This is a genomic window from Mesorhizobium sp. B264B1B, from assembly GCF_020165765.1.
GTDB lineage: Bacteria > Pseudomonadota > Alphaproteobacteria > Rhizobiales > Rhizobiaceae > Mesorhizobium.
This window is the reverse complement of sequence record NZ_JAIUIS010000020.1, coordinates 21234-44097: the sequence shown is the minus strand read 5'-3', so window position 1 is coordinate 44097 and position 22864 is coordinate 21234. Positions and strand designations below refer to the sequence as shown.

Annotated in this window: 20 protein-coding genes; 4 read left to right on the top strand and 16 right to left on the bottom strand. The window is 63.2% G+C overall.

Annotation, left to right across the window (positions count from 1 at the left end):
• Window positions 1–3: 3 nt before the first annotated feature.
• Together kynU and LB547_RS29085 are read right to left on the bottom strand one after the other, a co-directional pair.
• Window positions 4–1251 carry a kynureninase gene (gene kynU / locus LB547_RS29090; RefSeq protein WP_140762085.1) on the bottom strand — a complete coding sequence of 416 codons (1248 nt, stop codon included), beginning with the start codon at window positions 1249–1251 and terminating at the stop codon, window positions 4–6.
• Window positions 1248–1925 carry a TetR/AcrR family transcriptional regulator gene (locus LB547_RS29085; RefSeq protein ID WP_140762088.1) on the bottom strand — a complete coding sequence of 226 codons (678 nt, stop codon included), beginning with the start codon at window positions 1923–1925 and terminating at the stop codon, window positions 1248–1250. The genes kynU and LB547_RS29085 overlap by 4 nt, the downstream gene beginning before the upstream one ends.
• A gap of 467 nt (window positions 1926–2392) precedes the next feature.
• Between LB547_RS29085 and lexA the strand changes: the two genes are divergently transcribed.
• Window positions 2393–3136, top strand: a complete 744-nt coding sequence (gene lexA / locus LB547_RS29080) for a transcriptional repressor LexA (RefSeq protein WP_140498674.1) — start codon at window positions 2393–2395, stop codon at window positions 3134–3136.
• Here the strand turns inward: lexA and LB547_RS29075 are convergent.
• Window positions 3130–5580 (bottom strand): ComEC/Rec2 family competence protein, encoded by a 2451-nt coding sequence (locus LB547_RS29075; RefSeq protein ID WP_140762091.1) that lies wholly within the window; start codon window positions 5578–5580, stop codon window positions 3130–3132. The two genes, lexA and LB547_RS29075, sit on opposite strands and share 7 nt — an antisense overlap.
• A gap of 103 nt (window positions 5581–5683) precedes the next feature.
• Between LB547_RS29075 and gltX the strand changes: the two genes are divergently transcribed.
• Together gltX and gltA are read left to right on the top strand one after the other, a co-directional pair.
• On the top strand, window positions 5684–7108 hold the full coding sequence (gltX, locus tag LB547_RS29070) for a glutamate--tRNA ligase (protein ID WP_140762094.1): 1425 nt from the start codon (window positions 5684–5686) through the stop codon (window positions 7106–7108).
• Between the two features lie 182 nt (window positions 7109–7290).
• Window positions 7291–8619 (top strand): citrate synthase, encoded by a 1329-nt coding sequence (gene gltA, locus LB547_RS29065; RefSeq protein WP_140498678.1) that lies wholly within the window; start codon window positions 7291–7293, stop codon window positions 8617–8619.
• Between the two features lie 79 nt (window positions 8620–8698).
• Here the strand turns inward: gltA and lpxB are convergent, their stop codons facing one another.
• From lpxB to LB547_RS29000, 13 genes are all read right to left on the bottom strand, one after another.
• Window positions 8699–9877: a lipid-A-disaccharide synthase gene (gene lpxB / locus LB547_RS29060; RefSeq protein WP_140498680.1), complete on the bottom strand. Its 1179-nt coding sequence runs from the start codon at window positions 9875–9877 to the stop codon at window positions 8699–8701.
• The gene (locus tag LB547_RS29055) at window positions 9870–10769 is read right to left on the bottom strand and encodes an LpxI family protein (protein WP_181178002.1); all 900 of its coding nucleotides are present in this window, start codon (window positions 10767–10769) and stop codon (window positions 9870–9872) included. Before LB547_RS29055 ends, lpxB begins: the two co-directional genes overlap by 8 nt.
• The gene (gene lpxA / locus LB547_RS29050; RefSeq protein WP_140498684.1) at window positions 10756–11589 is read right to left on the bottom strand and encodes an acyl-ACP--UDP-N-acetylglucosamine O-acyltransferase; all 834 of its coding nucleotides are present in this window, start codon (window positions 11587–11589) and stop codon (window positions 10756–10758) included. Before lpxA ends, LB547_RS29055 begins: the two co-directional genes overlap by 14 nt.
• 13 nt (window positions 11590–11602) lie before the next feature.
• Window positions 11603–12067, bottom strand: a complete 465-nt coding sequence (fabZ, locus tag LB547_RS29045; protein WP_140498686.1) for a 3-hydroxyacyl-ACP dehydratase FabZ — start codon at window positions 12065–12067, stop codon at window positions 11603–11605.
• Window positions 12060–13118 (bottom strand): UDP-3-O-(3-hydroxymyristoyl)glucosamine N-acyltransferase, encoded by a 1059-nt coding sequence (gene lpxD / locus LB547_RS29040; protein WP_140525234.1) that lies wholly within the window; start codon window positions 13116–13118, stop codon window positions 12060–12062. The genes fabZ and lpxD overlap by 8 nt, the downstream gene beginning before the upstream one ends.
• Window positions 13119–13194: 76 nt before the next feature.
• The gene (gene bamA, locus LB547_RS29035; RefSeq protein WP_140525235.1) at window positions 13195–15564 is read right to left on the bottom strand and encodes an outer membrane protein assembly factor BamA; all 2370 of its coding nucleotides are present in this window, start codon (window positions 15562–15564) and stop codon (window positions 13195–13197) included.
• Between the two features lie 217 nt (window positions 15565–15781).
• Window positions 15782–16924, bottom strand: coding sequence for an RIP metalloprotease RseP (gene rseP / locus LB547_RS29030; RefSeq protein WP_140525236.1), 1143 nt, complete (start codon window positions 16922–16924; stop codon window positions 15782–15784).
• A 100-nt stretch (window positions 16925–17024) separates the two neighbouring features.
• Window positions 17025–17840 (bottom strand): phosphatidate cytidylyltransferase, encoded by an 816-nt coding sequence (locus LB547_RS29025; RefSeq protein ID WP_140762101.1) that lies wholly within the window; start codon window positions 17838–17840, stop codon window positions 17025–17027.
• Complete coding sequence (locus LB547_RS29020) at window positions 17837–18571, bottom strand: isoprenyl transferase (protein WP_140498696.1); 735 nt, start codon at window positions 18569–18571, stop codon at window positions 17837–17839. Before LB547_RS29020 ends, LB547_RS29025 begins: the two co-directional genes overlap by 4 nt.
• 33 nt (window positions 18572–18604) lie before the next feature.
• Window positions 18605–19159 (bottom strand): ribosome recycling factor, encoded by a 555-nt coding sequence (gene frr, locus LB547_RS29015; protein ID WP_140498698.1) that lies wholly within the window; start codon window positions 19157–19159, stop codon window positions 18605–18607.
• Between the two features lie 110 nt (window positions 19160–19269).
• The gene (gene pyrH, locus LB547_RS29010; RefSeq protein ID WP_140498986.1) at window positions 19270–19992 is read right to left on the bottom strand and encodes a UMP kinase; all 723 of its coding nucleotides are present in this window, start codon (window positions 19990–19992) and stop codon (window positions 19270–19272) included.
• Between the two features lie 147 nt (window positions 19993–20139).
• Window positions 20140–21249 (bottom strand): aldo/keto reductase, encoded by a 1110-nt coding sequence (locus LB547_RS29005; RefSeq protein WP_140498700.1) that lies wholly within the window; start codon window positions 21247–21249, stop codon window positions 20140–20142.
• Between the two features lie 29 nt (window positions 21250–21278).
• A complete protein-coding gene (locus tag LB547_RS29000; protein WP_140762104.1) occupies window positions 21279–21806 on the bottom strand; it encodes a nuclear transport factor 2 family protein in 528 nt (175 codons plus the stop codon).
• Between the two features lie 111 nt (window positions 21807–21917).
• Between LB547_RS29000 and LB547_RS28995 the strand changes: the two genes are divergently transcribed.
• Window positions 21918–22844 (top strand): LysR family transcriptional regulator, encoded by a 927-nt coding sequence (locus LB547_RS28995; protein WP_140762107.1) that lies wholly within the window; start codon window positions 21918–21920, stop codon window positions 22842–22844.
• The last annotated feature ends 20 nt before the right edge of the window (window positions 22845–22864 follow it).

The window sequence follows — 22864 nt, the reverse complement described above, 5'->3', positions numbered from 1 at the left end:
CTCTTAAGTCACCGCCGCCGTGACGGCGAAACGCGCCTCCTGCCACGCGTCCGTGCGCAAAATGTCTTCCAGCACCTCGACAGCCTGCCAGACATCGACATAGCCGACATAAAGCGGCGTAAAGCCGAAGCGAATCGTGGATGGCGCGCGGAAATCGCCGATCACGCCGCGCTCGATCAAGGCCCGCATCACCTGATAGCCATGCGGGTGGAGGAACGAAACCTGGCTGCCGCGCTCATTGCCATCGCGCGGGCTTTCGAGTTCGAGGCCGTAGGCGCCGCATTTTGCCTCGACCAGTTGGATGAACAGATCGGTCAACGCCATGCTCTTCCTGCGCACCTCTGCCATGTCGACGTCGTTCCAGACATCGAGCGCCCCTTTGAGCGCGCGCATCGACAGCACAGGCTGCGTGCCGCAGAGAAACCGGCGGATGCCTGTGCCGGCAGCAAAACCCTGTTCGAAGGCGAATGGCCGCGCATGGCCCCACCAGCCGCTGAGCGGCTGGCGGACATCGCCATGGTGGCGCTCGGCCGCGTAGATGAAGGCCGGGGCACCCGGGCCGCCATTGAGATATTTGTAGGTGCAGCCAACGGCGAAATCGGCATTCGAACGGTCGAGCTCGACGGGCAAGGCGCCGGCGGTATGGCAGAGATCCCAGACAATCAGCGCGCCGGCATCATGTGCCGTCCGCGTCAGCGCGGCCGTGTCGCGTAACTGCCCGGATTTGTAGTTGACGTGGTTGACCAGGATGACCGCGACCCGCTCGTCGATCAGTTCTTCTATGGTCGGCGCATCGACACCCTCGAGCCGCAGCACCGTGCCCGGCCGCGTCGAGGCAACGCCTTCGGCCATATAGAGATCGGTCGGAAAGCTGTCCCCCTCGGCGATGATGACTGACCTGTCCGGCCGCATCCCGAGTGCCGCATGCAGCACCTTGTAGATGTTGATCGAGGTGGTATCGCAGACCACCGTCTGGCCGGCGGCGGCCCCGATCAGGCGCCCGAGTTGGTCGCCGAGTTCGACCGGCATGTCGAACCAGCCGGCGGTGTTCCAGGCGCGGATGAGATCCTGCGCCCACTCCTGCGTGGCGGCCTTCTGCAGCTCGCCGAACACGGCGGGCGAAGCGGCGCCCAGCGAATTGCCGTCGAGATAGATCACCCCCTGGGGCAAGGTGAAGCGGTCACGCATGGCACGCAGCGGATCCGCGGTGTCCATTGCCTCGATCGCTGCGAGATCGGGAATTTTGCTCATGGTCGCGATGTTCCTCGGTGAGAAGAGCGCCCTGGAAACGGGCCGGCTGTTTTGCCGCCCGGGCAAGGGCTGGCCGCATAGAGGCGCAAGAACAGGGTGAACGCCCGGTTCGATCTTTGCTCGATTTCCGCCCGAGGCAGTTCCTCGAGCACCCCAACGATCCGGCGAACCTGGAGATCGCCGATCAAAAGACTGATGTAGATGTCGGCGGCTTCGGCAGGATCGTCACAGGCGATCAGGCCGGCCCGACTTGCGGTTCGAAGCAGGTCGCCAACAAGCGGCATTATGGTATTGCGGCCGAATTGCGCGATCGATTGGCCAAGCGTGCCTGTATCGTTGACGTCGCCGGCCGCGGCGCGATTGAGCGCCACCGCCTTGTCGCCCGTCACGAGGGTCAGCAGGACTGGCCCGAGCAAGTTCAGGGTTTCGAGCGGATCGCGCGCCTGGTGAAGGGCGTCCTCCAGCAGCTTCCTTGCCTCTCCCGCATTGGCTTCGATCAAGGATCGAAACAGGGTCTGCTTGTTGCCGTACCAGTTGTAGAGGGTTTCGTTCGAGGCCGATGCCCGCTTGGCGATAGCAAGCAGGGAGGCGCTCTTGTAGCCGGTTTCCCGGAGCACCGCATAGGCGGCCTCCTCTATCCGTTCGCGTCGCGCGGCCTGCTTCGGCGTGGTCATTGGTGTTCCTCTTCAAAAACCGTACATTATTATACGGTTTCGTCAAGCGAACGGGAAGCAAGGAGCGAGCGAACGCAGCCCATCGCGACCAGTGGTGGTGCCTCGTCGTTTTCCGGCAGGAAGTTGGCATTTTGGTTTCGTTTCGTTCACGAGCCGCAGGGGTTTCTAATCCGCCCAAACGCACCCCGCACCTGCCGGTCACCCAGCTTGCAGGCTTGTGCCAAGAGTGGAGACCGGTCGGGCCACAGGCCATTAACCAAAATAGTTTCAAAGGGCCCGGGAGCGCATTGACGACGGACCGCGCTGGCAGGATGCTGGCTGCGGGAGGGCATTTCGTTTCCGTCGCCTTAACAAATTCATTAAACTTTAAATGGTTGCGGAACACAACTGGAACAGATAGTGTTTGTTCTGGGTTTGTTTTCTGATTCTGGTTCCAGACCCTTCGTGCAATGCCTTTGGGGGCCGCCATGCTCACGCGCAAGCAACATGAACTCTTGATGTTCATCCATGAACGGCTGAAGGAAAGCGGCATTCCGCCGTCCTTCGACGAGATGAAGGAAGCGCTGGACCTCGCCTCCAAGTCGGGAATTCATCGGCTGATCACGGCGTTGGAGGAGCGCGGCTTCATTCGCCGCCTGCCCAACCGGGCGCGCGCGCTGGAGGTGCTGCGCCTGCCGGACTCGATCGCGCCGGGTCTTAACGCGGCAAAGAAGTTCTCCCCGAGCGTCATCCAGGGCAGCCTCGGACAGGGCAGCAGCCCTAGCCGGCAGATCAAGCCGGCGACGTCTTCGCGTCTGCCCGCTGCCGGCAATGACGACGATGCGGTTTCAGCGGTGTCGATCCCGGTCATGGGTCGCATCGCAGCGGGTGTGCCGATCGACGCCATCCAGCATCAGACGCATTCCATTTCAGTGCCGCCTGACATGATCATGGGCGGCGAACACTATGCGCTGGAGGTCAAGGGCGATTCGATGATCGAGGCCGGCATTTTCGACGGCGACACGGTCATCATCCGCAATGCCGACACCGCAAGTCCCGGCGAGATCATCGTGGCCCTGGTGGACGAGGAGGAAGCAACGCTTAAGCGCTTCCGCCGAAAGGGTGCTTCGATTGCGCTCGAGGCTGCCAATCCGGCCTATGAAACACGTATTTTCGGACCGGACAGGGTCAAGGTGCAGGGCAAGCTGGTCGGCCTGATCAGGCGCTACTGAGCGGGGTCGGCGGTGGGCTTTTCGGGTTTACGGTAAGGCGGCAGTCCCCTTGCCTCGCGTGAGAATTTTCGCTGTTCGTGCCAAGGCCGATATGGCCTGTCGACGGCAAAGCTGACCCGTGCCGGTGCCGTCGCCGATTGCCGGTCGAAGAAGACGGCGGCACTTCCCTTACGAGCGAGCTGCCGCTTGGTGATGACGAGAACCAGCGGATTGTGGCAGGGATCGTAGCCCGCGGGGTCGTTGATGACGATCAGATCCGCATAGGAGCAGGCCCTCCAGGCGTCCTTGCGATCCTCCACCTGCGCGATGATCGCCCCCGAGGTATGCCGGGCCATGCACAGGCCCGTGAAGCAATAGAAAGGCGCTCCCGCGGGAAGTTGCGCGGGATCGAAGATGTCGAACTGTCGGTCTCCGCTGTCGAACAGTTCCGGCGCAACGATGGTTTCGGACTTCAGCGCGCGTTTCCAATTACCGACGGTGAATTCGTTCGGGCGCGCCCGGTTGATCGCGAGCTCGCCGCCGCCGATCGGCAACGCCACCAGGCGGGCATCCTCCGAAATCAGCACGTCCGGCGTGCGCGTGTCCGAGACGGTCAACAGGCCGGCGAGCGCGAAGGGAAGTGCCGCCAGCCGCAGCCATGTCGTGGCCATCGTCGCGATGACCAGGGCGATCGCCACCAGAAGGACGGATTGCTGCGAAATCAACCCGACCGCGTCGACCGGCGAGCGTTGCGAGATCCATCCTGATATGGCGATCATCGCGGTCAGTCCCTTGCCCATCAGATAAAGGGATGGTCCATCGAACCCGAACGGCATCAGCAGCGCGCTGGCAACCGCAAGGAACATCACGACCGAAACGATCGGCATGACGGCAAGATTGGCGAACAGGCTGAGCGGCGACACGCGCTGGAAATGCCAGATGGCGAAAAGCGCCGTGGCGCTTCCCGCGATAATCGAGGTCATCGCCAGCCCACCTGTCGCCAGCAGCAATTTTCGCGTCAGCAGGCCAGGCAAGGTCCGTTGCGGCGGCGGGGTCCGCGCTTTGTCGGCTTTGTGATCCGACCAGCCGGCATAGGCGCCGACCAGGGCCGCGGTGGCGGCGAACGACATCTGGAAGCTCGGCCCTACTACCTCGTGCGGCGACACCACGATGACGGCGATCGCCGAAATAGCCAGATTGCGCATGGTGAGTGCCGCCCGATCGAACAGAACGGCGATCAGCATCACCGCCAGCATGATGAAGCTGCGTTCGGCGGCGACAACGACGCCCGAAATGACGAGATAGGCTGCGATCGAGAAAAGTGCCGCCGCGGCCGCGTATTTCTTGACCGGCCGGCGGGAGGAAAAATTCGGGAACAGCGCGAAGCCGCCACGCAGCAGACCCATGACCGTGCCGGCGACCAGCGCCATGTGCAGCCCGGAAATTGAGATGATGTGGTAGATGCCGGTGCGTCGCATCGCTTCATTGATCTCGTCGGGAATCCCGGCGCGCACACCCACGATCAGCGCCGCGGCGATCTCGCCCTCGGCACCGCCGATGCTGCCCCTGATATGGTCGGCAATGCTTTCGCGAGCACTCTCGATGGCGGCTGAAAGGGCGGCCCACACCGGCCTGTCATCGGCTGAGACGATTTTGGGGTTGCCGAGAAAGAAGCCGCTGGCGCCTATGCCGGCGAAGTAGCTGTCGAAGGAAAAGTCGTAGCTGTCCGGCCGCACCGGTCCGGTCGGCGGCAACAGCCTGGCATAGCCGGTCACGAGCGAACCGGCCGTCACTTCAGCCGGCACCTTGCGTGCCGAAAGGCGAACGCGCTCCGGCGCGTAGAGTAGTTTCGGCCGCGCGGTCGATGTCACATCGATGGTCAGCCGGATGCGCCCGGTCTCCATCTGGTCGACCGAAACGACGCGGCCGGTGATTTGCGTGGAGATTTCCGAGCCCAGCATCCGCGTTCCCGCTCGCCACGTCTCGACTTTGCCGGCGAGCATGCCGAGCGCGCACAACAGCGCCGCCATGAAGCACAGATGCGTTTTCGGCCATGAGCGTGAAACGAGCGCGCACAGCGACATCAGGATCGCGACCGCGACAGGCTTGGCAAAGCCCGGCTCCGCCGCCAGCGAAAAATAGGCGATCGATCCGCATGCCAGGAACACCGGCACGAGCAGGAAGGCTATGCCCCGATCGAGTTCGAGCTCGGACGCTCTGGCCACGCCGTTGCGCAGACGAGGCCATGAAGCACGGCCGAACTCACGGCGCAGACGCACGGCCGCGCCGGCTGCGGGAATGCCGGGCGGCGTGGAAACATCCGCCGGCGGCGACTTGCCCGGCTGCTGTAGGGGCGGCAACGCCAGCGGCAATGAGGCGGGCGCGGGCATGGCAAAAAGAGCGCGTTCGCTGACGCCGGCAACGACGTCCTCGCCTTCCTCCGCGCCCCGGCCCGCTCCAGCCATCGGGTCTGCCCCTTGCGCCCTCGACACCCTATGCTACATGAACGCGCGACGCGCGAAAGTGCGTGTGATCCGCACCCCGCTCCAGACGTTTCCCGAGAGTTGTATGTCCGACAAGGTTGTCACCCGTTTTGCCCCCTCGCCCACCGGCTACCTGCACATCGGCGGCGCGCGTACGGCGCTCTTCAACTGGCTCTACGCCAAGCACACCGGCGGTACGATGCTGCTGCGCATCGAGGACACCGACCGCGAGCGCTCCACCGATGCGGCGACAGCAGCCATTCTCGAAGGACTGACTTGGCTCGGCCTCACCTGGGACGGCGACGCCGTCTCGCAGTTCGAGCGCGCGCCGCGCCATCGCGAGGTGGCCGAGGAGCTGGTGCGCATGGGCAAGGCTTACTACAGCTACGAGACCCCTGCCGAGCTTGAGGCAATGCGCGACGCGGCGCGGGCCAAGGGCCTGCCGCCGCGCTATGACGGAAGCTGGCGTGACCGCGACCCTTCGCAGGCGCCTCCTGGCGTCAAGGGCGCGATCCGCATCAAGGCGCCGACCAAAGGCGAGACGGTGGTGCATGACCGTGTCCAGGGCGACGTGCGCTTTCCCAACAAGGATCTGGACGACTTCATCATCCTGCGCTCGGACGGCAATCCGACCTACATGCATGCCGTCGTCGTTGACGACCACGACATGGGCGTCACCCACATCATCCGTGGCGACGACCACCTGACCAATGCCGCCCGCCAGACCGTGATCTACAACGCCATGGGCTGGGATGTGCCTTCAATGTCGCACATACCGCTGATCCACGGCGCCGACGGCGCCAAGCTGTCGAAGCGGCACGGCGCGCTGGGCGTGGAGGCCTACCGCGCCATGGGCTACCTGCCCGAAGCGCTGCTGAACTATCTGGCTCGGCTCGGCTGGAGCCACGGCGACGATGAGATCATGTCGATCCAGGACATGATCGCATGGTTCGACATCGGCGATGTGAACAAGGGCGCCGCCCGCTTCGATTTCGCCAAGCTGGAGGCGCTGAACGGCGTCCATATGCGCCGCATGGGCGATGCCGAGCTGTTCGATATCTTCATTGCCACCTTGCCCTATCTCGAGGGCGGCCCGGCGATGGCCGCACGCCTCGACGACAAGAACAGGGCGCAGTTGCTGGCAGCGCTGCCGGGCCTGAAGGAGCGCGCCAAGACGATGGTCGAACTCGTCGATGGCGCTGCCTTCCTGTTTGCCGCGCGGCCGTTGCCGATCGATGAGAAGGCAGCCCTGCTGCTCAATGACGATGCGCGCAAGGTCCTGCGTGGCGCTCACGACGCGCTCGAGGCGGTTTCAGGCGACTGGACGGCGGCCTCGGCTGAAGCCGCGATCCGCGACTATGCGACGGCCGGCGGCTACAAGCTCGGCGCCGTCGCCCAGCCCTTGCGCGCCGCCTTGACAGGCAAGAGCACCTCGCCCGGCGTGTTCGACGTTCTCGCCGTGCTTGGTCGCGAGGAGAGCCTGGCGCGCATCGCCGATCAAATCGATTAGGAGCAATCTGGCCCAAGAAGATTGGCATTGAAAGGCGCGTTTCGCAGTGCAACATTGAGCCTTGGCCCAATCTGGCACGCACTTCCTAAAATGCGGTCGCGAATACGCGCATTCGGTGACTTCGACGTGTCGCTTTGCAGAATTTGCCTTTGCCGGCATGAGGAAACAAGAAGGAGTTTGCAATGACCGAAGCTGCGACAAGACGGGAACTGGGCGGCAAGACCCAGGAAGCCACGGCAAAGCTGGAATTCGCCGGCAAGACGCACGAATTCAAGGTGCGAAGTGGTTCAGTCGGGCCTGACGTCATCGACATCGCCACGCTGTACAGCACCACCGGCGCCTTCACCTACGATCCCGGCTTCACCTCGACGGCAAGCTGCGAGTCCGAGATCACGTTCATCGATGGCGACGCCGGCATTCTCCTGCATCGCGGCTATCCGATCGACCAGTTGGCCGAACATGGCGACTTCCTGGAAGTCTGCTATCTCCTGCTCTACGGCGAACTGCCGACCAAGGCGCAGAAGGACGATTTCGATTACCGCGTGACGCGCCACACCATGGTGCATGAGCAGATGTCGCGCTTCTTCACCGGCTTCCGCCGCGACGCGCATCCGATGGCGGTGATGTGCGGCGTGGTCGGCGCGCTGTCGGCCTTCTATCACGACTCCACCGACATCTCGGATCCTTACCAGCGCATGGTGGCGTCGATGCGGCTGATCGCCAAGATGCCGACGATCGCGGCCATGGCCTACAAATACCATATCGGCCAGCCCTTCATTTACCCGAAGAACGAACTGAATTTCGCCGCCAACTTCCTGCACATGTGCTTTGCCGTGCCGTGCGAGGAATACAAGATCAACCCGGTCCTGGCGCGCGCCATGGAGCGCATCTTCATCCTGCACGCCGACCACGAGCAGAACGCTTCGACCTCTACCGTTCGGCTCGCCGGCTCGTCTGGCGCCAATCCGTTCGCCTGCATCGCCGCCGGCATCGCCTGCCTGTGGGGCCCGGCGCATGGCGGCGCCAACGAAGCGGCGCTGAACATGCTCGGCGAGATCGGCCATGTCGATCATATTCCGGAATTCATCGCCCGCGCCAAGGACAAGGACGATCCGTTCCGGCTGATGGGCTTTGGCCACCGCGTCTACAAGAACTACGATCCGCGCGCCAAGATCATGCAGAAGACCGCGCATGAGGTGCTGGGCGAACTCGGCATCAAGGACGATCCGCTGCTCGACATCGCCATGGAACTGGAGAAGATCGCACTCACCGATCCCTATTTCATCGAGAAGAAGCTCTACCCCAATGTCGACTTCTATTCCGGCATCACGCTGAAGGCGCTGGGCTTCCCCACCACCATGTTCACCGTGCTGTTCGCCGTCGCCCGCACCGTCGGCTGGATCGCGCAGTGGAAGGAGATGATTGAGGATCCGCGCCAGAAGATCGGCCGCCCCCGCCAGCTCTACACCGGCGCGCCGGAGCGAGACTACGTGCCGATCGCGAAGCGGTAAAAAGGAAGAAGTGAATAAAAGTGAGTAGTCAGTAGGGAAAGAGCGGTAATCCTACTCACTACTCACTACTCACTACTCACTACTCACTACTCACTCTCTTGATATACCCCATCACCACCTGCGCGGCGATGTCGCCTGACGGCTTGGCGGTTGTCATGCGCCGCGCGATCTCGGCGAACCCGTCCTTCTGCCATCTGCGCATGCCTGTGTCGGCGAACAGCGCTTCGAGTTGGCGGGCCAGATTGTTCGGCTTGACATACTCGTTGTAGAATTCCGGGATCAGCGCCCGATCCGATATCAAATTGGGCAGCAGCGCCGACCAGACCGAAACGAGATATGGCGCCACGATGCGCGCAACAGGGTCAAGCCGGTAGCAGGAGATCATCGGCACATCGGACAGCGCCAGTTCAAGCGAAACCGTGCCGGACGCGATCAGCGCCGCGTCAGCCTTGCCGAAGGCCTGCCACTTTCGCTCAGCGTCGAGGATGATCTCGGGCTTCTCGTCCCAGCGAGCGACCGCCGAGCGCACGACATCGGCGACATGCGGCACGGTCGGCAACATCAGCCGCAGGCGATGCCCGCGTGCCCGCAGCATCGAAACGGTCTCCCCAAACGGCTCGAGCAGCCGCCGCACTTCGCTGCGCCGCGAGCCGGGCAGGACGAGCAGCGTCTTCAGGCGATCCGGCGAAAGATCCCGCGGTTGGGCCTGCGTCCTGGCTGCCGAGAGCACGCCCGCGTCATGGGTGAGGCGATGTCCGACATAGGTCCCTGGCGGTCCGCCGAGCCTGCCTAGCTCCTTCACCTCGAACGGCAGGATGCAGAGGATGTGGTCGACATAGGGCTTCATCGCCACCGCCCTGCCCGGCCGCCATGCCCAGACGCTGGGACAGACATAGTGGATGATCGGGATGGTGGGGTTGGCCGCGCGCACTTTCCTGGCCACGCGCAGGGAAAAATCGGGACTGTCGATGGTTATGAGGCAGTCGGGCTTCGCATCCGCGACCGTCCTGGCCAGCTGACTGATCCGCCGCATCAGCCGCGGCAGGTCACTCAGGATGGCGCTGAAGCCCATGAGCGCGATCTCGCCGGCGTCGAACGGCGAGACCAGCCCGAGCGCCTGCAGATGGCGGCCGCCGAGACCGACGAGCTGCACCTCGCGCCCCGTCGACTGCTTGATCGAACGCACGATGTCGGCGCCAAGCAGGTCGCCGGATTCCTCGCCGGCCACGATTGCGATCTTCAGCGCCTTGTCAGCCATGCGCCGGCTCCGCCGCTGGCAGGCCGACGATGAACAGACCGAGCGCATTCGCCCGCGACAGCGTCGCCGGCCCCTCCAGGATGAGAGAGCGCCCCGCTTCGACGGCAATGCCGGCAAGCCCCGCCGCATGGGCTGCTTCCACCGTCTGCGGCCCGATCGACGGCAGGTCGGCCCGCAGCTCCTGGCCGGGTTTGGCGCATTTGACCAGCACTCCGCGGGTCTTTCCGGCAAGCCTGCCATGGCCGCGCAGCGCGCGCGCTCTTTCGAGCAGGCCGCTCGTGCCTTCGATGCCTTCCAGCGCGATGGCCCGGCCTCCGATCGCAATCGCCGCCTGCCCGATATCAAGCGCGCCGATGGCCTTGGCGGCCAGCCTGGCCGCCTCGATGTCGCGCCAGTCCGATTGCTTTGGTTTCGCCGTGGTCAGTGTGCCTTCGCCGGCGGCCAGTTCGGGAACGACCTCATGCGCGCCGACCACTTTGATGCCCCGCTTCTCCAGGCCGCGTGTCACCACCTTCAAAAGTCCATCATCGCCGCGCGCCAGCGCCATGATCACCGATGGTACGATCGCCAGCAAGCCAAGGCTCGGACGGATGTCGGCCAGCCGGGGCCTGCGTCTGATTTCGCCGGCAAGGACCACATGAGTGATGCCGTGGCGCTTCAGCGTCGCCACCAGTGAACCGATCTGCTCAAGGGCGAGGCTGTCGTGTTCGTATCGGAGCAACTCCTGCCGGCGGTCGGCCTCACCTTCCATCAAGAGGATGAAGGGCGGGTAGCCATGCGCGGCCAGGCCTTGCGCGACTTCCACCGGCAGGCTGCCACCGCCGGCGACGATGCCGACCCTGGCCCCCGGCGAGAGAACGAAATCCGCTGCCGCCGACTCAGTCTTCGTCATCGCCGTCATCGCCATCGCTCCCCTTGAGCGATGGCACAGCATAGTGCCGCTTGCCGCGACTGGAGATGAAATCGATGATCTTCATGGCGGTCGGTGACGTGGCGAATTCCGCCTTGGCGAATTCGATGTTCTCGCCAACGGTGCGCGAGCGGTCGAATATTGTCTTATAGACCCTGCGCAGCAGATAGATCTCGGATCTTGGCAGACCGGAGCGCTTGAGCCCGATGATGTTGAGGCCGCGCAGGCTGGCCCGATTTCCCGCCGCCATGGCATAGGGAATGACATCACCCACAAAAGCCGAGCACCCGCCAAGAAAAGCGTTGTCGCCTACCCGCACGAATTGATGAACGGCGCTGAGACCGCCGATATAGACGTTGTCGCCGATTTCGCAGTGTCCGCCCAGCGTCGCGCCGTTGGCGAAGGTGGCGTTCTTGCCGACGACGCAGTCATGGGCGATGTGGGCGTAGGCGAGAAAATTCCCATTGTCGCCGACCGTCGTTTCGCCGCGGCTGGTATCGGTGCCGACATGCATGGTGACGCCTTCGCGGATCGTGCAGTTCTCGCCGATGACGAGCGTGGTGCGGCCGCCCTTGTGCTTGGTGTTCTGCGGCGGCCCGCCCAGTATCGCCATCGGATAGACCTTGGTCGACGCGCCGATCGTCGTCGCGCCTATCACCGAGACATGGCTGACCAGTTCAACGCCGTCGCCAATCACGGCATCTGCGCCGACATAACAGAGCGGTCCTATGCGGACGCCTTGGCCGATTTGAGCGCCTTCCTCCACGACGGAGGAAGGATGGATGGATGTCTTGATTTTCATAAGCATTCGATTGTCAGTCGCCGGTGACCATCATGGCTGAGATCTCAGCCTCGGCGGCCTTGTTGCCGTCGACCAGGGCTTCACAGGCGAATTTGAGCAGGTTGCCGCGTTTCTTGATTTTCTTGACATGGATCTTCAACTGATCGCCGGGAACGACCGGTTTGCGGAACTTGGCGTTGTCGATGGTCAGGAAATAGACCAGCGACGGCTTTTCAGTGCGAAGACTGCGGATGCAGATGGCCCCGGCAGTCTGTGCCATCGCCTCGACGATGAGCACGCCCGGCATGACCGGCTGCTCGGGGAAGTGACCCTGAAAATGCGGCTCGTTTATGGTCACGTTCTTGATGCCGGTGGCGGATTCGTCGCCATCAATGTCGACGATGCGGTCGATCATCAGGAACGGATAGCGATGCGGCAGGAGCTTCATCAGCCCCAATATGTCGACTGCTTCCAGCGTCGTCCCGGTGATGTCAGCCATTGCTCCCCTCGCCCTGTTTGCGGGTCCTGGCGAGCTTGCGCAGCATGGCTATCTCGCGCATGGCTTCCGCCATCGGCTGTGCCGGATAGCCGCCCCAGATCTCGCCCGCGGGCACATTGCTCATGAATCCGCTTCTCGCGGCAAGCTTCGCGCCCGACCCTATGGTCAGGTGATCCGCAAGCCCGACGCCGCCGCCCATGGTGACATTGTCGCCCACGACGACGGAACCGGAGATACCCGAAAGTCCGGCCACGATGCAGTTGCGGCCGATGCGGACGTTATGCGCGATCTGCACGAGATTGTCGATCTTGGTGCCCTGGCCGATGATCGTATCGGACATGGCGCCGCGGTCGACCGTGGAATTGGAACCGATCTCGACGTCGTCCTGGATGATGACGCGGCCGATCTGCGGAACACGTTCCGGCCCCTTGGCGCCGGCAACGAAGCCAAAGCCGTCCTGGCCGATCCGGGCGCCGCCATGGATGATGACGCGGTTGCCGATCAAGGCATACTGGACGCTGGCGCCCGGGCCGATATAGCCGTCACGCCCGATCTGGCAGGAACGGCCGACGACGGCGTGAGGCGCGATGACGGTGCCGGCGCCTATGGACACCGCAGGACCGATCACCGCGCCGGCTTCGACGACAGCACCTTCCTCGACATGTGCGCTCGGATCGATATGGGCATGCGGCGAGATACCGGTTTCACCGGTCATCGGCCCCGGGGTCGCCGCTGTCGGAAACAGCAGTCGTCCGACCAGCGCGAATGCCTGTTGCGGACGGGGATGCACAAGGACGGCGATGGCGGCAGGCGCCTTGCCGGCGAACTCCGCAGGACACAGCACCGCAGCCGCCCGCAGCGACGGCATCAGCGAGGAATTGCGTTTGCCATCGACGAAAACGAGTGCATTCTCGCCGCCTTCGTTGGCCGGCGCCAGCGCGTCGATGAAAACGCCGGACTGGCCGGAATCGACAAGCACCGAGCCGGTCAGATTCGCGACTTCGCCCGCCGTATACCGGCGTGATGGCGCGAAGAACACCGGATCGGTCATTCCAGAAGCTATATCCAGCTAGATCGGAACATTTTCTCCCGGACCTCAACGACCTGGGAGCATCGTTATCCGCCGGTCAGAAGCGGGTCGATATGCCGAAGTTGAATTCCTGCACGTCGTCCCTCGCTTCTTTCTTGACCGGGATCGCATAGTCGATACGGATCGGGCCGAACGGCGAAGCCCACATCAGGCCGACACCGACCGAGGCGCGCCAATTCATATCGACCGAGGCTTGGTTGACCGTGGTGTCGATCTTGCTGCCGTAGAGTGTGGCGGCATCCGCAAAGACAGCGCCGCGCAAGCCGAAGCTCTCCGGAACGACCGGCAGCGGAAACTGCGCTTCCGCCGAGGCATTGAAATAAGTCGTACCACCCAAATGGTCGCCTGTATTAGGATCCACAGGTCCAATGCCACCGTACGCAAAACCGCGGATCATGCGGTCTGTGCTCTGAAATTGATCGAAAATGCGCAGACCGCCATCATTTCCGTAGCCTTCGACATGGCCGGCGCCGCCCGAAAGGAGGCCTACCAAGTCGAACTGCTCGGACAGCGTCTGATAGATGCTGCCGCGTCCCGTGACCTTCACGAACTTTGCGTCGCCACCGAGGCCGGCCACTTCCACCGTCGTGGTGGCATAGATACCCTCGTGCGGGTTCTTCATGTCATCGATGGTGTTGTAGACCAGCCCCAGGCTGACCGACGACTTGATCCACGGACTCTGTGCGATACCATCTAGGATAGCCGGTGAAATGTCGCAGGTGCCATCGGGGTCCGCACTACTCGTGGGACCGCAACCGTCGTCTACCTCATACTTCTCCCGGGAGATATTATACGCCAACTGGGTCGAGATGCTGTCGGTGATCGGCAGGCCGAAGCGCACCGTCGCACCCAACGTATCGCTGTCGTAGTCGTCGTACTCCCTGGTCCGCTTGTAGATATCGAAGCCGGCGGCGATACGGCGCCCGAGGAAATAGGGCTCGGTGAACGAAAGGCTGTAATCGCGCGAGTTCTTGCCGCCACCCGCCGACACCTTGATGAACTGGCCGCGGCCGAGGAAGTTGCGCTCGGTGATCGATCCTTCGACGGACGGACCGGCGGTATCGCCACCGGTCGAATAGCCGGCGCCGACCGAGAACTCACCGGTCGACTTTTCGACCACGTCGACCACCAGCACGACCTGGTCCGGCGCCGACCCGGGGACCGTCGAAACCTCGACTTTGTCAAAGTAATTGAGATCTTCCAGCCGCTTCTTCGCGCGTTGGATCAGCACCTGGTTGAACGCGTCGCCTTCGCTGACGTCGAACTCGCGGCGGATGACATAGTCGCGCGTGCGGTCATTGCCGCGGATCTCGATGCGCTCGACATAGGCCTTGGTGCCCTGGTCGATGGTGTAGACCACCGAAATCGTATGATTCTCGAAATTGCGGTCGCCACGCGGCGTGACCTGCGCGAAGGCGTAGCCGGAGCCGGCCACCTTCTCGGTCAGGGCAATGATGGTGTCCTCGACGTTCTTGGCGTTGTAGACGTCGCCCTTGTGGGTCTCGACCACCGATTCCAGCGCCTTCGAGTCGACTTCCGGAATCGTGCTTTCGACGCTGATGTCGCCGAACGTATAACGCTCGCCTTCCTGGACGGTTATGGTGACCGTGTACTTGTTGGTCGCGTTGTCGAGTTCGCCGACAGCGGACACGACCTGGAAGTCGGCATAGCCGTGATTGTAGTAGAAGCGCCGCAGCAGCTCCTGGTCGGCGCGCAGCTTGTCGTCGTCATAGACGTCGTCGCGCAGGATGAACGAAACCCAGGACGAGCGCTTGGTCGTGATCACATCTGACAGGCGGCGGCTCGAATAAGCGCTGTTGCCGACGAAATTGATCGCCGCGATCTGCGTGCGATCACCTTCATTGACATGGAAGACCACGTTCACGCGGTTGTCGCCGAGCTGCATGACCTCGGTGGTCACGGCGGCATCGTCACGGCCGATACGTCTGTAGGCGGCCTTGACCGACTCTACATCGGCGTCGAGCGCCGCCTGCGAGAACGTGCCGCGCGGCTTCAACTGCACGGCAGCCGCAAGCGCGTTGTCCTTGAGCTTCTTGTTGCCCTGGAACAGCACCTGGTTGACGACCTGGTACTCGGAAACCTTGACCACCAACGTCGAACCGACCTGATTGATCTGCACATCCGAGAACAACCCGGTTCCGAACAGCGCCTTGACCGCGCTGTCGATGTCGGAGCTTGAGAAGGATTTGCCCGGCTTGATGGTGATGTAGTTGCGGATGGTATCGGCGTCGACACGTTGGTTGCCGCTCACCTCCACCCTGCTGACGACAGCGGCTTCGGCCGCCGATGTGGCAACGAACTGCACTGCGAGCGCACCTGGCACGACTAAAGCCGCGGACAGGGCTGCCGCGGAAGCGGCGCTCAAAAACTTGGATGCTGCCTTCATCGGGCTTAATAACCTTTTCTCGTAGTCCCCACGGCGAGAAAACCGGACGTGCGGTAATTTCTCGTACCGTATTAACCGGATTTTCCCTACACGCAAGGCTTCTGGTTAATTTGTATTTACTTAACCCTGGTGCGTGGCTTTCGCGTCACTCATATCCCCGTGCATGGTAAACGGCGTCTCAACATCGACCATGCCGAAGCCAAATTTCTTCATGATTTCAGCATCCAAACAGATCGTTCCAGAATACGAAACCCATGAAGCCCAAAACCAGAAGCAGACCGGCCCGATAGGCCATTTCCATCATCCGTTCCGACACCGGCCGGCGGATGACGGCCTCCACGCCGTAGAACAGGAGATGGCCGCCGTCGAGGGGGGGAATCGGCAAAAGATTGAGGATGCCGATGCCCACGGACAGCAGCGCAACGAGCTGCACGAGCCATTCGAAGCCGAGCTTCGCCGCCTTGCCGGCCATGTCCGCGATCTTCACCGGGCCGCCGAGCTGGCACTTGTCCTCGCGCCCGACGACGAAACGCTGCAGGAACTGGCCGGTGCGCTGGATGACGTGCCCGGTTTCCTCCACCGCCGCGGTCAACGCGCCGGCGGGGCTGTAGGTGATCAGCCTGGGCTGGCCGAGTTCCTGGTTGTTGACGACGCCGATCACGGCCACCTTGACCTTGTTGCCAAGCGCGTCCTGCTGCTCCATCAGCTGCGGCGTGGCGGTCACGGTCACTTCCTTGCCGTCGCGCAGCATGACGAAGGTGATGCTGTCGCCGGCCCGGCCCGAAACCAGGCGTTGGACGTCACCGAAGGTTTCGATCTTGCTGCCGTCGACGCTGACGAATCGGTCGCCGGGCAGGATGCCGGCTTTCGCCGCCGGGCTGCCGGCGGTCACCTCGGCCACCATGGGTTCCGCGACATAGCGGCCATAGGCTGAAAACAGCACCGAAAAGACGACGATCGTCAGCAGGAAATTGAACAGCGGCCCGGCCACCACCGTCGCCGCCCGCTTCCAGATCGGCTGGGTGTGAAAGGCGACCTTGCGTTCCTCATCGGTCAGCGTTTCGATCTCTTCCGTCGACGGCTGGCTGGAGGTGGCGTTCATGTCGCCGACGAATTTGACATAGCCGCCAAGCGGTATGGCGCAGAGCTTCCAGCGCGTGCCGTGCCTGTCGTTGAAGCCGAAGAGTTCCGGGCCGAAACCGATCGAAAAGGCCCTGACGCCGATGCCGCACCAGCGGCCAACGAGATAGTGGCCCATCTCGTGGACGAACACGACCACGGTCAGCACGAACAGGAAGGGCACGAGCGTGCCGAGAAGGAAGCCTTCCATGCCGAAGATCGCGTGAAGAATCTCGTTCAACTCAAATCCTCAGTTCTTCCGCGACACCGTTGCGCCGCGACTGTGACATCAATCCAGGCGAATCCAAGGCGCGCCCGCATCGATCGTGGAACGATGCCGTTCAAATGGGAAACAGCCCCTGTGCCGGCTGATCGGCGCCCGCCGAAATCCAGCCGATGACGTATAGGGCGAAAGCCGCCGCGACAAGCCCGTCGACACGGTCCATGACGCCGCCATGGCCCGGAATGAGCGTGCCCGAATCCTTGCGGCCGTGGCGGCGCTTGACCCAGGATTCCAGGAGGTCGCCAGCCTGGGAGACGATTGAAAGCGCGAGCGCGACGAGACCGAGCATTGGCAGGTTGCCCGCACCGGCGGCGACGGCCAGGATGAGCCCCGCAACGACCCCGCCCACGGCGCCGCCGAGCGCGCCACTTCGCGTCTTGCCGGGAGAGATGGACGGCGCCAGCCTCGGGCCACCGACGGCCCGGCCGACGAAATAGGCAAAGATGTCGGTCGCCCAGACCACCGCGAACAGGAACAGGATGGCGACGAGGCCGGAATGGTCGCCGTCACGCAGAAGCGCAAGGGAAAGACCCGAGACGGCTGCATAGGCAAGGCCGGAGGCATCCCACTGCCCGGCCCCGCGCAGTTGGGCGGCGATGGCCGTGACGGCGACCAGTGCAGCCACCAGAAGCAGCAGCCACAAGGCAGGCAGGCCGGCGATCAGGGCGCCGAGAAACACCAGCAGCAGCGCTTCCGGCAAAAAACCGAGCCCGGTCGTCCCGGAAGGGCGAGACATGCGCGTCCATTCGTAGAAGATCACCGCCGAAATCGCGGCTGAAAGCAGCCGGAACGGCAGGCCGCCGAACCAGGTCAGGCCAAGCGTCGCGATGGCAAGCACGACCGCCGAAAGAACGCGAAGCTGGAGATTGCTCATCCCGCGGCCGGCCGCGAAGCGACATCTTGCGGATCCAGCCCGCCAAAACGGCGTTCGCGCCCGGCGAACTCGCGCAAGGCCTCGGCTAGATGCTCTCGGCTGAAATCGGGCCAATAGCAGGGCAGGAACACAAGCTCGCTATAGGCAGCCTGCCACAGAAGAAAATTGGAAAGGCGAAGCTCACCGCTGGTGCGTATGACCAGTTCGGGATCGGGAACGCCTTGCGTGTCGAGGCAGCCGGCAAAGGATTCGGCGGTGATCGCCTCGCTGTCGAGCTCGCCGCGCGCGACGGCCGAGGCAAGCTTGCGCGCCGTGCGCACGATCTCGTCGCGTCCGCCGTAGTTGAAGGCGATGATCAGCGTCAGCGCCTCGTTGGCCGAGGTCAGCGCTTCGGCTTCTTCCAGCAGGAGCCTGATATCCGGCTGCAGCCCAGCCCTGTCACCGATGATCCTCACGCGCACGCCGCTGCGGTGCAGTTCGGCGAGATCGCGGCGGATGAACAGCTTCAACAGACCCATCAGGTCGCTGACTTCGGATTTCGGCCGCGACCAGTTTTCCGAAGAGAAGGCATAGACAGTCAGGTAGGAAATGCCGAGATCGGGCGCGGCGCGCACCGTCTTGCGCAGTGCTTCTACGCCCGCGCGATGGCCGGCGAGCCGCGGCATGCCGCGCGCCTTGGCCCAGCGTCCGTTTCCATCCATGATGATCGCGACATGCGCGGGCGTTGCCATGATCTCGCTTTCGGGCCAGCCGCCGGCCAGACCCTAAACCTGCATGATTTCAGCTTCCTTGTCGGAAAGCAGGTGGTCGATGGTGCTGATCGTTTCGTCGGTAAGCTTCTGGACCTGGTCGGAGCGCTTGCGCTGATCGTCCTCGCTGATGACGCCGTCCTTCTCCGCCTTCTTCAGGAAGTCCATGCCGTCGCGGCGCACATGGCGCGCTGCGACACGGGCGTTCTCGGCGTAGCCATGCGAGATCTTGACGAGTTCCTTACGGCGCTGCTCGTTGAGTTCCGGAAGCGGAATCCTGAGATTGGTGCCGTCCACGATAGGATTGAAGCCCAGATTGGATTCGCGAATGGCGCGATCGACCGCGCCCACCATCGACTTGTCCCAGACCGACACCGAAATCATGCGCGGCTCAGGCACCGTGACATTGGCCACCTGGTTGATCGGCATGCTGGTGCCATAGGCCTGCACCTGGATAGCGTCGAGCAGGTTGCTGGAAGCGCGACCGGTCCGCAGCGAAGCCAGGTCATGCTTGAACGCGGCGATTGCCCCATCCATGCGCCGCTTGAGATCGTCGTACTCACCACTCATCTTAGTCTCCTCGACCCGTCTGACGCGGGTTCACTGCTTTCGGGGCAAGGCCCCGTGTTCGAGCCTGATTTCGAAACCGGTTTTCGCCTTTTCCGCGATCAGGCCCCGGATCAATCGTCCGCGACGACCGTGCAGCGGCCGCCGCCCCTTAGAATATCGCCGAAACCACCTTTTTCGTGGATCGAATAGACGATTATCGGAATGTTGTTTTCGCGCGCAAGTGCAATCGCTGCCGTATCCATGATGGAAAGGCCGCGATTTATCACTTCGGCATGGCTGATGCGCTCGAAACGCGTCGCGTTCGGGTCCTTCTTCGGGTCGGCAGAATAGACGCCGTCGACCTGTGTGCCCTTGAACAGCGCGTCGGCGCCGATTTCAGCGGCGCGAAGTGCCGCGGCCGAATCAGTGGTGAAGAACGGATTGCCGGTGCCGCCGGCAAAGATCACCACCTTGCCCTGGTTCATGTAGGCGGTTGCCTGGCGCTGCGAAAAGCTCTCGCAAAGCTCAGGCATGGCGATCGCGGAAAGAACCACCGCATCGACGCCGATCTTGTTCAGCGAGGTGCGCAGCGCCAGCGAATTGATGACGGTGGCGAGCATACCCATATGGTCGCCGGTGACGCGGTCGCCACCCTTGGAGGCAACCGCCACACCGCGAAAGATATTGCCGCCGCCGATGACGACGCCAACCTCGATGCCGAGCGCGCGGGCTTCGGCGATGTCGCCGGCGATGCGGTCGACGACCGAGACGTCGATGCCGAAATGCTGTTCGCCCATCAACGCTTCACCAGACGCTTTCAGCAAGACACGTCGGTAGAGGGGCTTCACCGTCATCTGGTCCTCGAAAATCTCGGCGCGGCAAATCAGGAGGCGAAACTGCCCCGCTTCGCCTGGCGGCGCTGGCATGATGGTTCGACCCGATACACGAAGGGCGCGGCGATGTCACGCCGCGCCCTTGCGCAAAATCCCAGGCTTTTTCGATCAGTTGCTGCTGATGCTGACCGCCTCGCCTTCCACCAGAACCTGCGGCGAATAGCCGGAGGGCTTGTCGCCGGTCACGACACCGCCGGCCACCCTGACCTGGATCTCGGGCCCGAAATAGGAATGCGGGAACGGCGCCGGCATGCTGCTCACCGAATCCAGCCGCTTGCGGAGTTCGGGGGCAATCGAAAAATCCAGCGCCGCGAGGTTGTCCTGCAGTTGCGCGAGCTTGGTCGCGCCCAGGATGACGGTTGCGACGCCGGGCTGCGTCGCCACCCAGTTGAGTGCCACCTGGGCCATGCTGCGGCCGAGTTCGGCGGCCACCTTTTCGAGCTCGGCCACGATCGCCCAATTGCGGTCGCTGAATTTCCGGAAGCTCGGATGCGTGGTGTTGCGGAAACCGTCGAGCCGGCCGGCATTGCCGGCTTGCGTCGGGCGATATTTGCCGCTGAGCAAGCCGCTGGCCAGCGGGCTCCAAACCATGACGCCGGCGCCATGATGCGTGGCGAAAGGCACGAACTCATGCTCGATCGAGCGTTCGGCCAGCGAATATTCGAGCTGCAGGGCCGAGATCGGCTCATAGCAGCGCAATTCTGCGATCGCCTGCGCCCGCCCCGCATACCAGGCCGGCACATCGGAAAGGCCGACGTGGCGCACCTTGCCCGCGCGCACCAGGTCGTCCAGCGTGCGCAGCACCTCCTCGGCCGGCGTCAGCCTGTCCCACACATGCATGAGATAGAGGTCGATATAGTCGGTTCCGAGCCGCTTCAGAGAGGCGTCCACGGCGCGCATGATGTTCTTGCGGCCATTGCCGCCGGCGTTCGGATTGCCGGGTTCTGAATTGAAGGTGAATTTAGTGGCGATCACCGCCTTGTCGCGCAATCCGCGCTCGGCGACGAATTCGCCGAGCCAGGTCTCGGCGGTGCCGCCGGTATAGAGATCGGCCGTGTCGAAGAAATTGCCGCCCGCCTCGACATATTCGTCGAAGATTGCGCGGGCTGTATCCCTGTCAGTGCCCCAGCCCAATTCGGTGCCGAAGGTCATGGTGCCCAGCGCCAACCGGCTGACGCGCAAGCCGCTGTTGCCAAGCGTGTAGTAGTTCATGGTCATGATATTCTCCGATCGAGTTTGATGTTGGGTTATTGGCCGGGTGTCGTCTTGACCCAGGGATTGCCGCGCTCATGGGTCACGCGGAAGGTGAAGCCGTCGACCTTCCAACCCGCGCCGGAGCGGGTCAGGTGGTGCTCATATGTGCCCCTGACTTCCCAAAGCGGCTCGCCATTGCCTTCCATCCGGTTCCAGGCATAGCCGTTCGACAGGACGGTCGCCGTGTCCGCTTCGAGAACGACCTGGTGATTGGTGCGCAGATGCAGGCTGGTCTTGCCGCCCTTGAGGTTGCCGGCCCAGGCGCCGATCAGGTCGTCGGAGGCAATATTGGCCGCCGGCTGTCCGGACAGGCTGCTGAAATCAGCGGTAACCCGATCCGCGAAATAGCTGCGGACAAGCTTCCAGTCCTGCGCGTCGACGGCGCGGTCGATGGCATCGGCGATGCGGATGACCGCGCGCTCGTCGGCAAGCGCCTGCCACTCCGCCGGTTCGGCTCCCCCGGCATCGATCGGCGCCAGCGCCAGTCCCGCAGCGAAGGTCACATGTTTCAAAGCGTTCATGTCTCTTCTCCTGGAAATCAGCCCGCCCGCTGTACCGGGGACAATGTGGATCAATGCGCCGCCGTCGATAAGATTGCATTGTTCGCAAAGACTATGCGATATCATTCATGAATGGACCGGGACCTGCTTACCCACCTGCCCGTCATCGTTGCCGTGGCGCGACGCGGCGGCTTCGCGCTTGCCGCGGCCGAGCTCGGCATGAGCCCGTCGGCGGTCAGCCATGCTGTGCGGCTGGTGGAAGAGCGCATCGGCCAGCCGCTGTTTGCGCGCACGACACGTAGCGTCTCGCTGACCGAAGCCGGCAAGGCACTGGTGGAGACAACGGGCCCTGCCCTCCAGGACATCGCGGAGCGGATGGACCGCATCCGCGGCGTCAAGGGGCGGCCCTCTGGCCTGCTCAGGATCAATGCCTCCAACATCGCGATCCCTTTGGCGGTGACGCCTGTGATCGCAGCCATGGCCGATCGCTATCCGGATGTGACGGTCGAGGTTTTCGCCGATCAAGCCCTGGTCGATATTGTCGGGGAAGGTTTTGACGCCGGCATTAGGCTGGGCGAGATGATCGCGCAGGACATGACCGCCGTACGGCTGACGCAGCCCTTCAAGGCCGTGCTCGTCGCCTCGCCGGACTATATCGGAAGGCACGGCCGTCCCTGCGACGTGGCCGACCTCGCGAACCATAATTGCATAGGCTACAGGCTTCTCCGCTCCGGCGCGTTCTATCGCTGGGATCTGAACGACAATGGCAAGGAGGTCGTCGTCGAGACGCGTGGCACGGCCGTCGTGACCGATTCGCTGGCGGCGATCGATCTTGCGCTTGCAGGGGTCGGGCTCGCCTATGTGTTCGAGCCGCTTGTACGCGCCGATCTTGCCGCAGGACGCCTCGTCCAGGTCCTGCCAAAGACGGCAATCGAGGAGCCCGGCCTTTTCCTTTACTTTCCGCGCCGGGCTTCGATGGCGCCGAAGCTGAGGGCCTTCATCGACGCCGCACAAGAAATCGGCCGGGCATCCATGCGGACACCCGGCCGAGTTGCCTGAGCCGTTTAGCCTTACTTGTT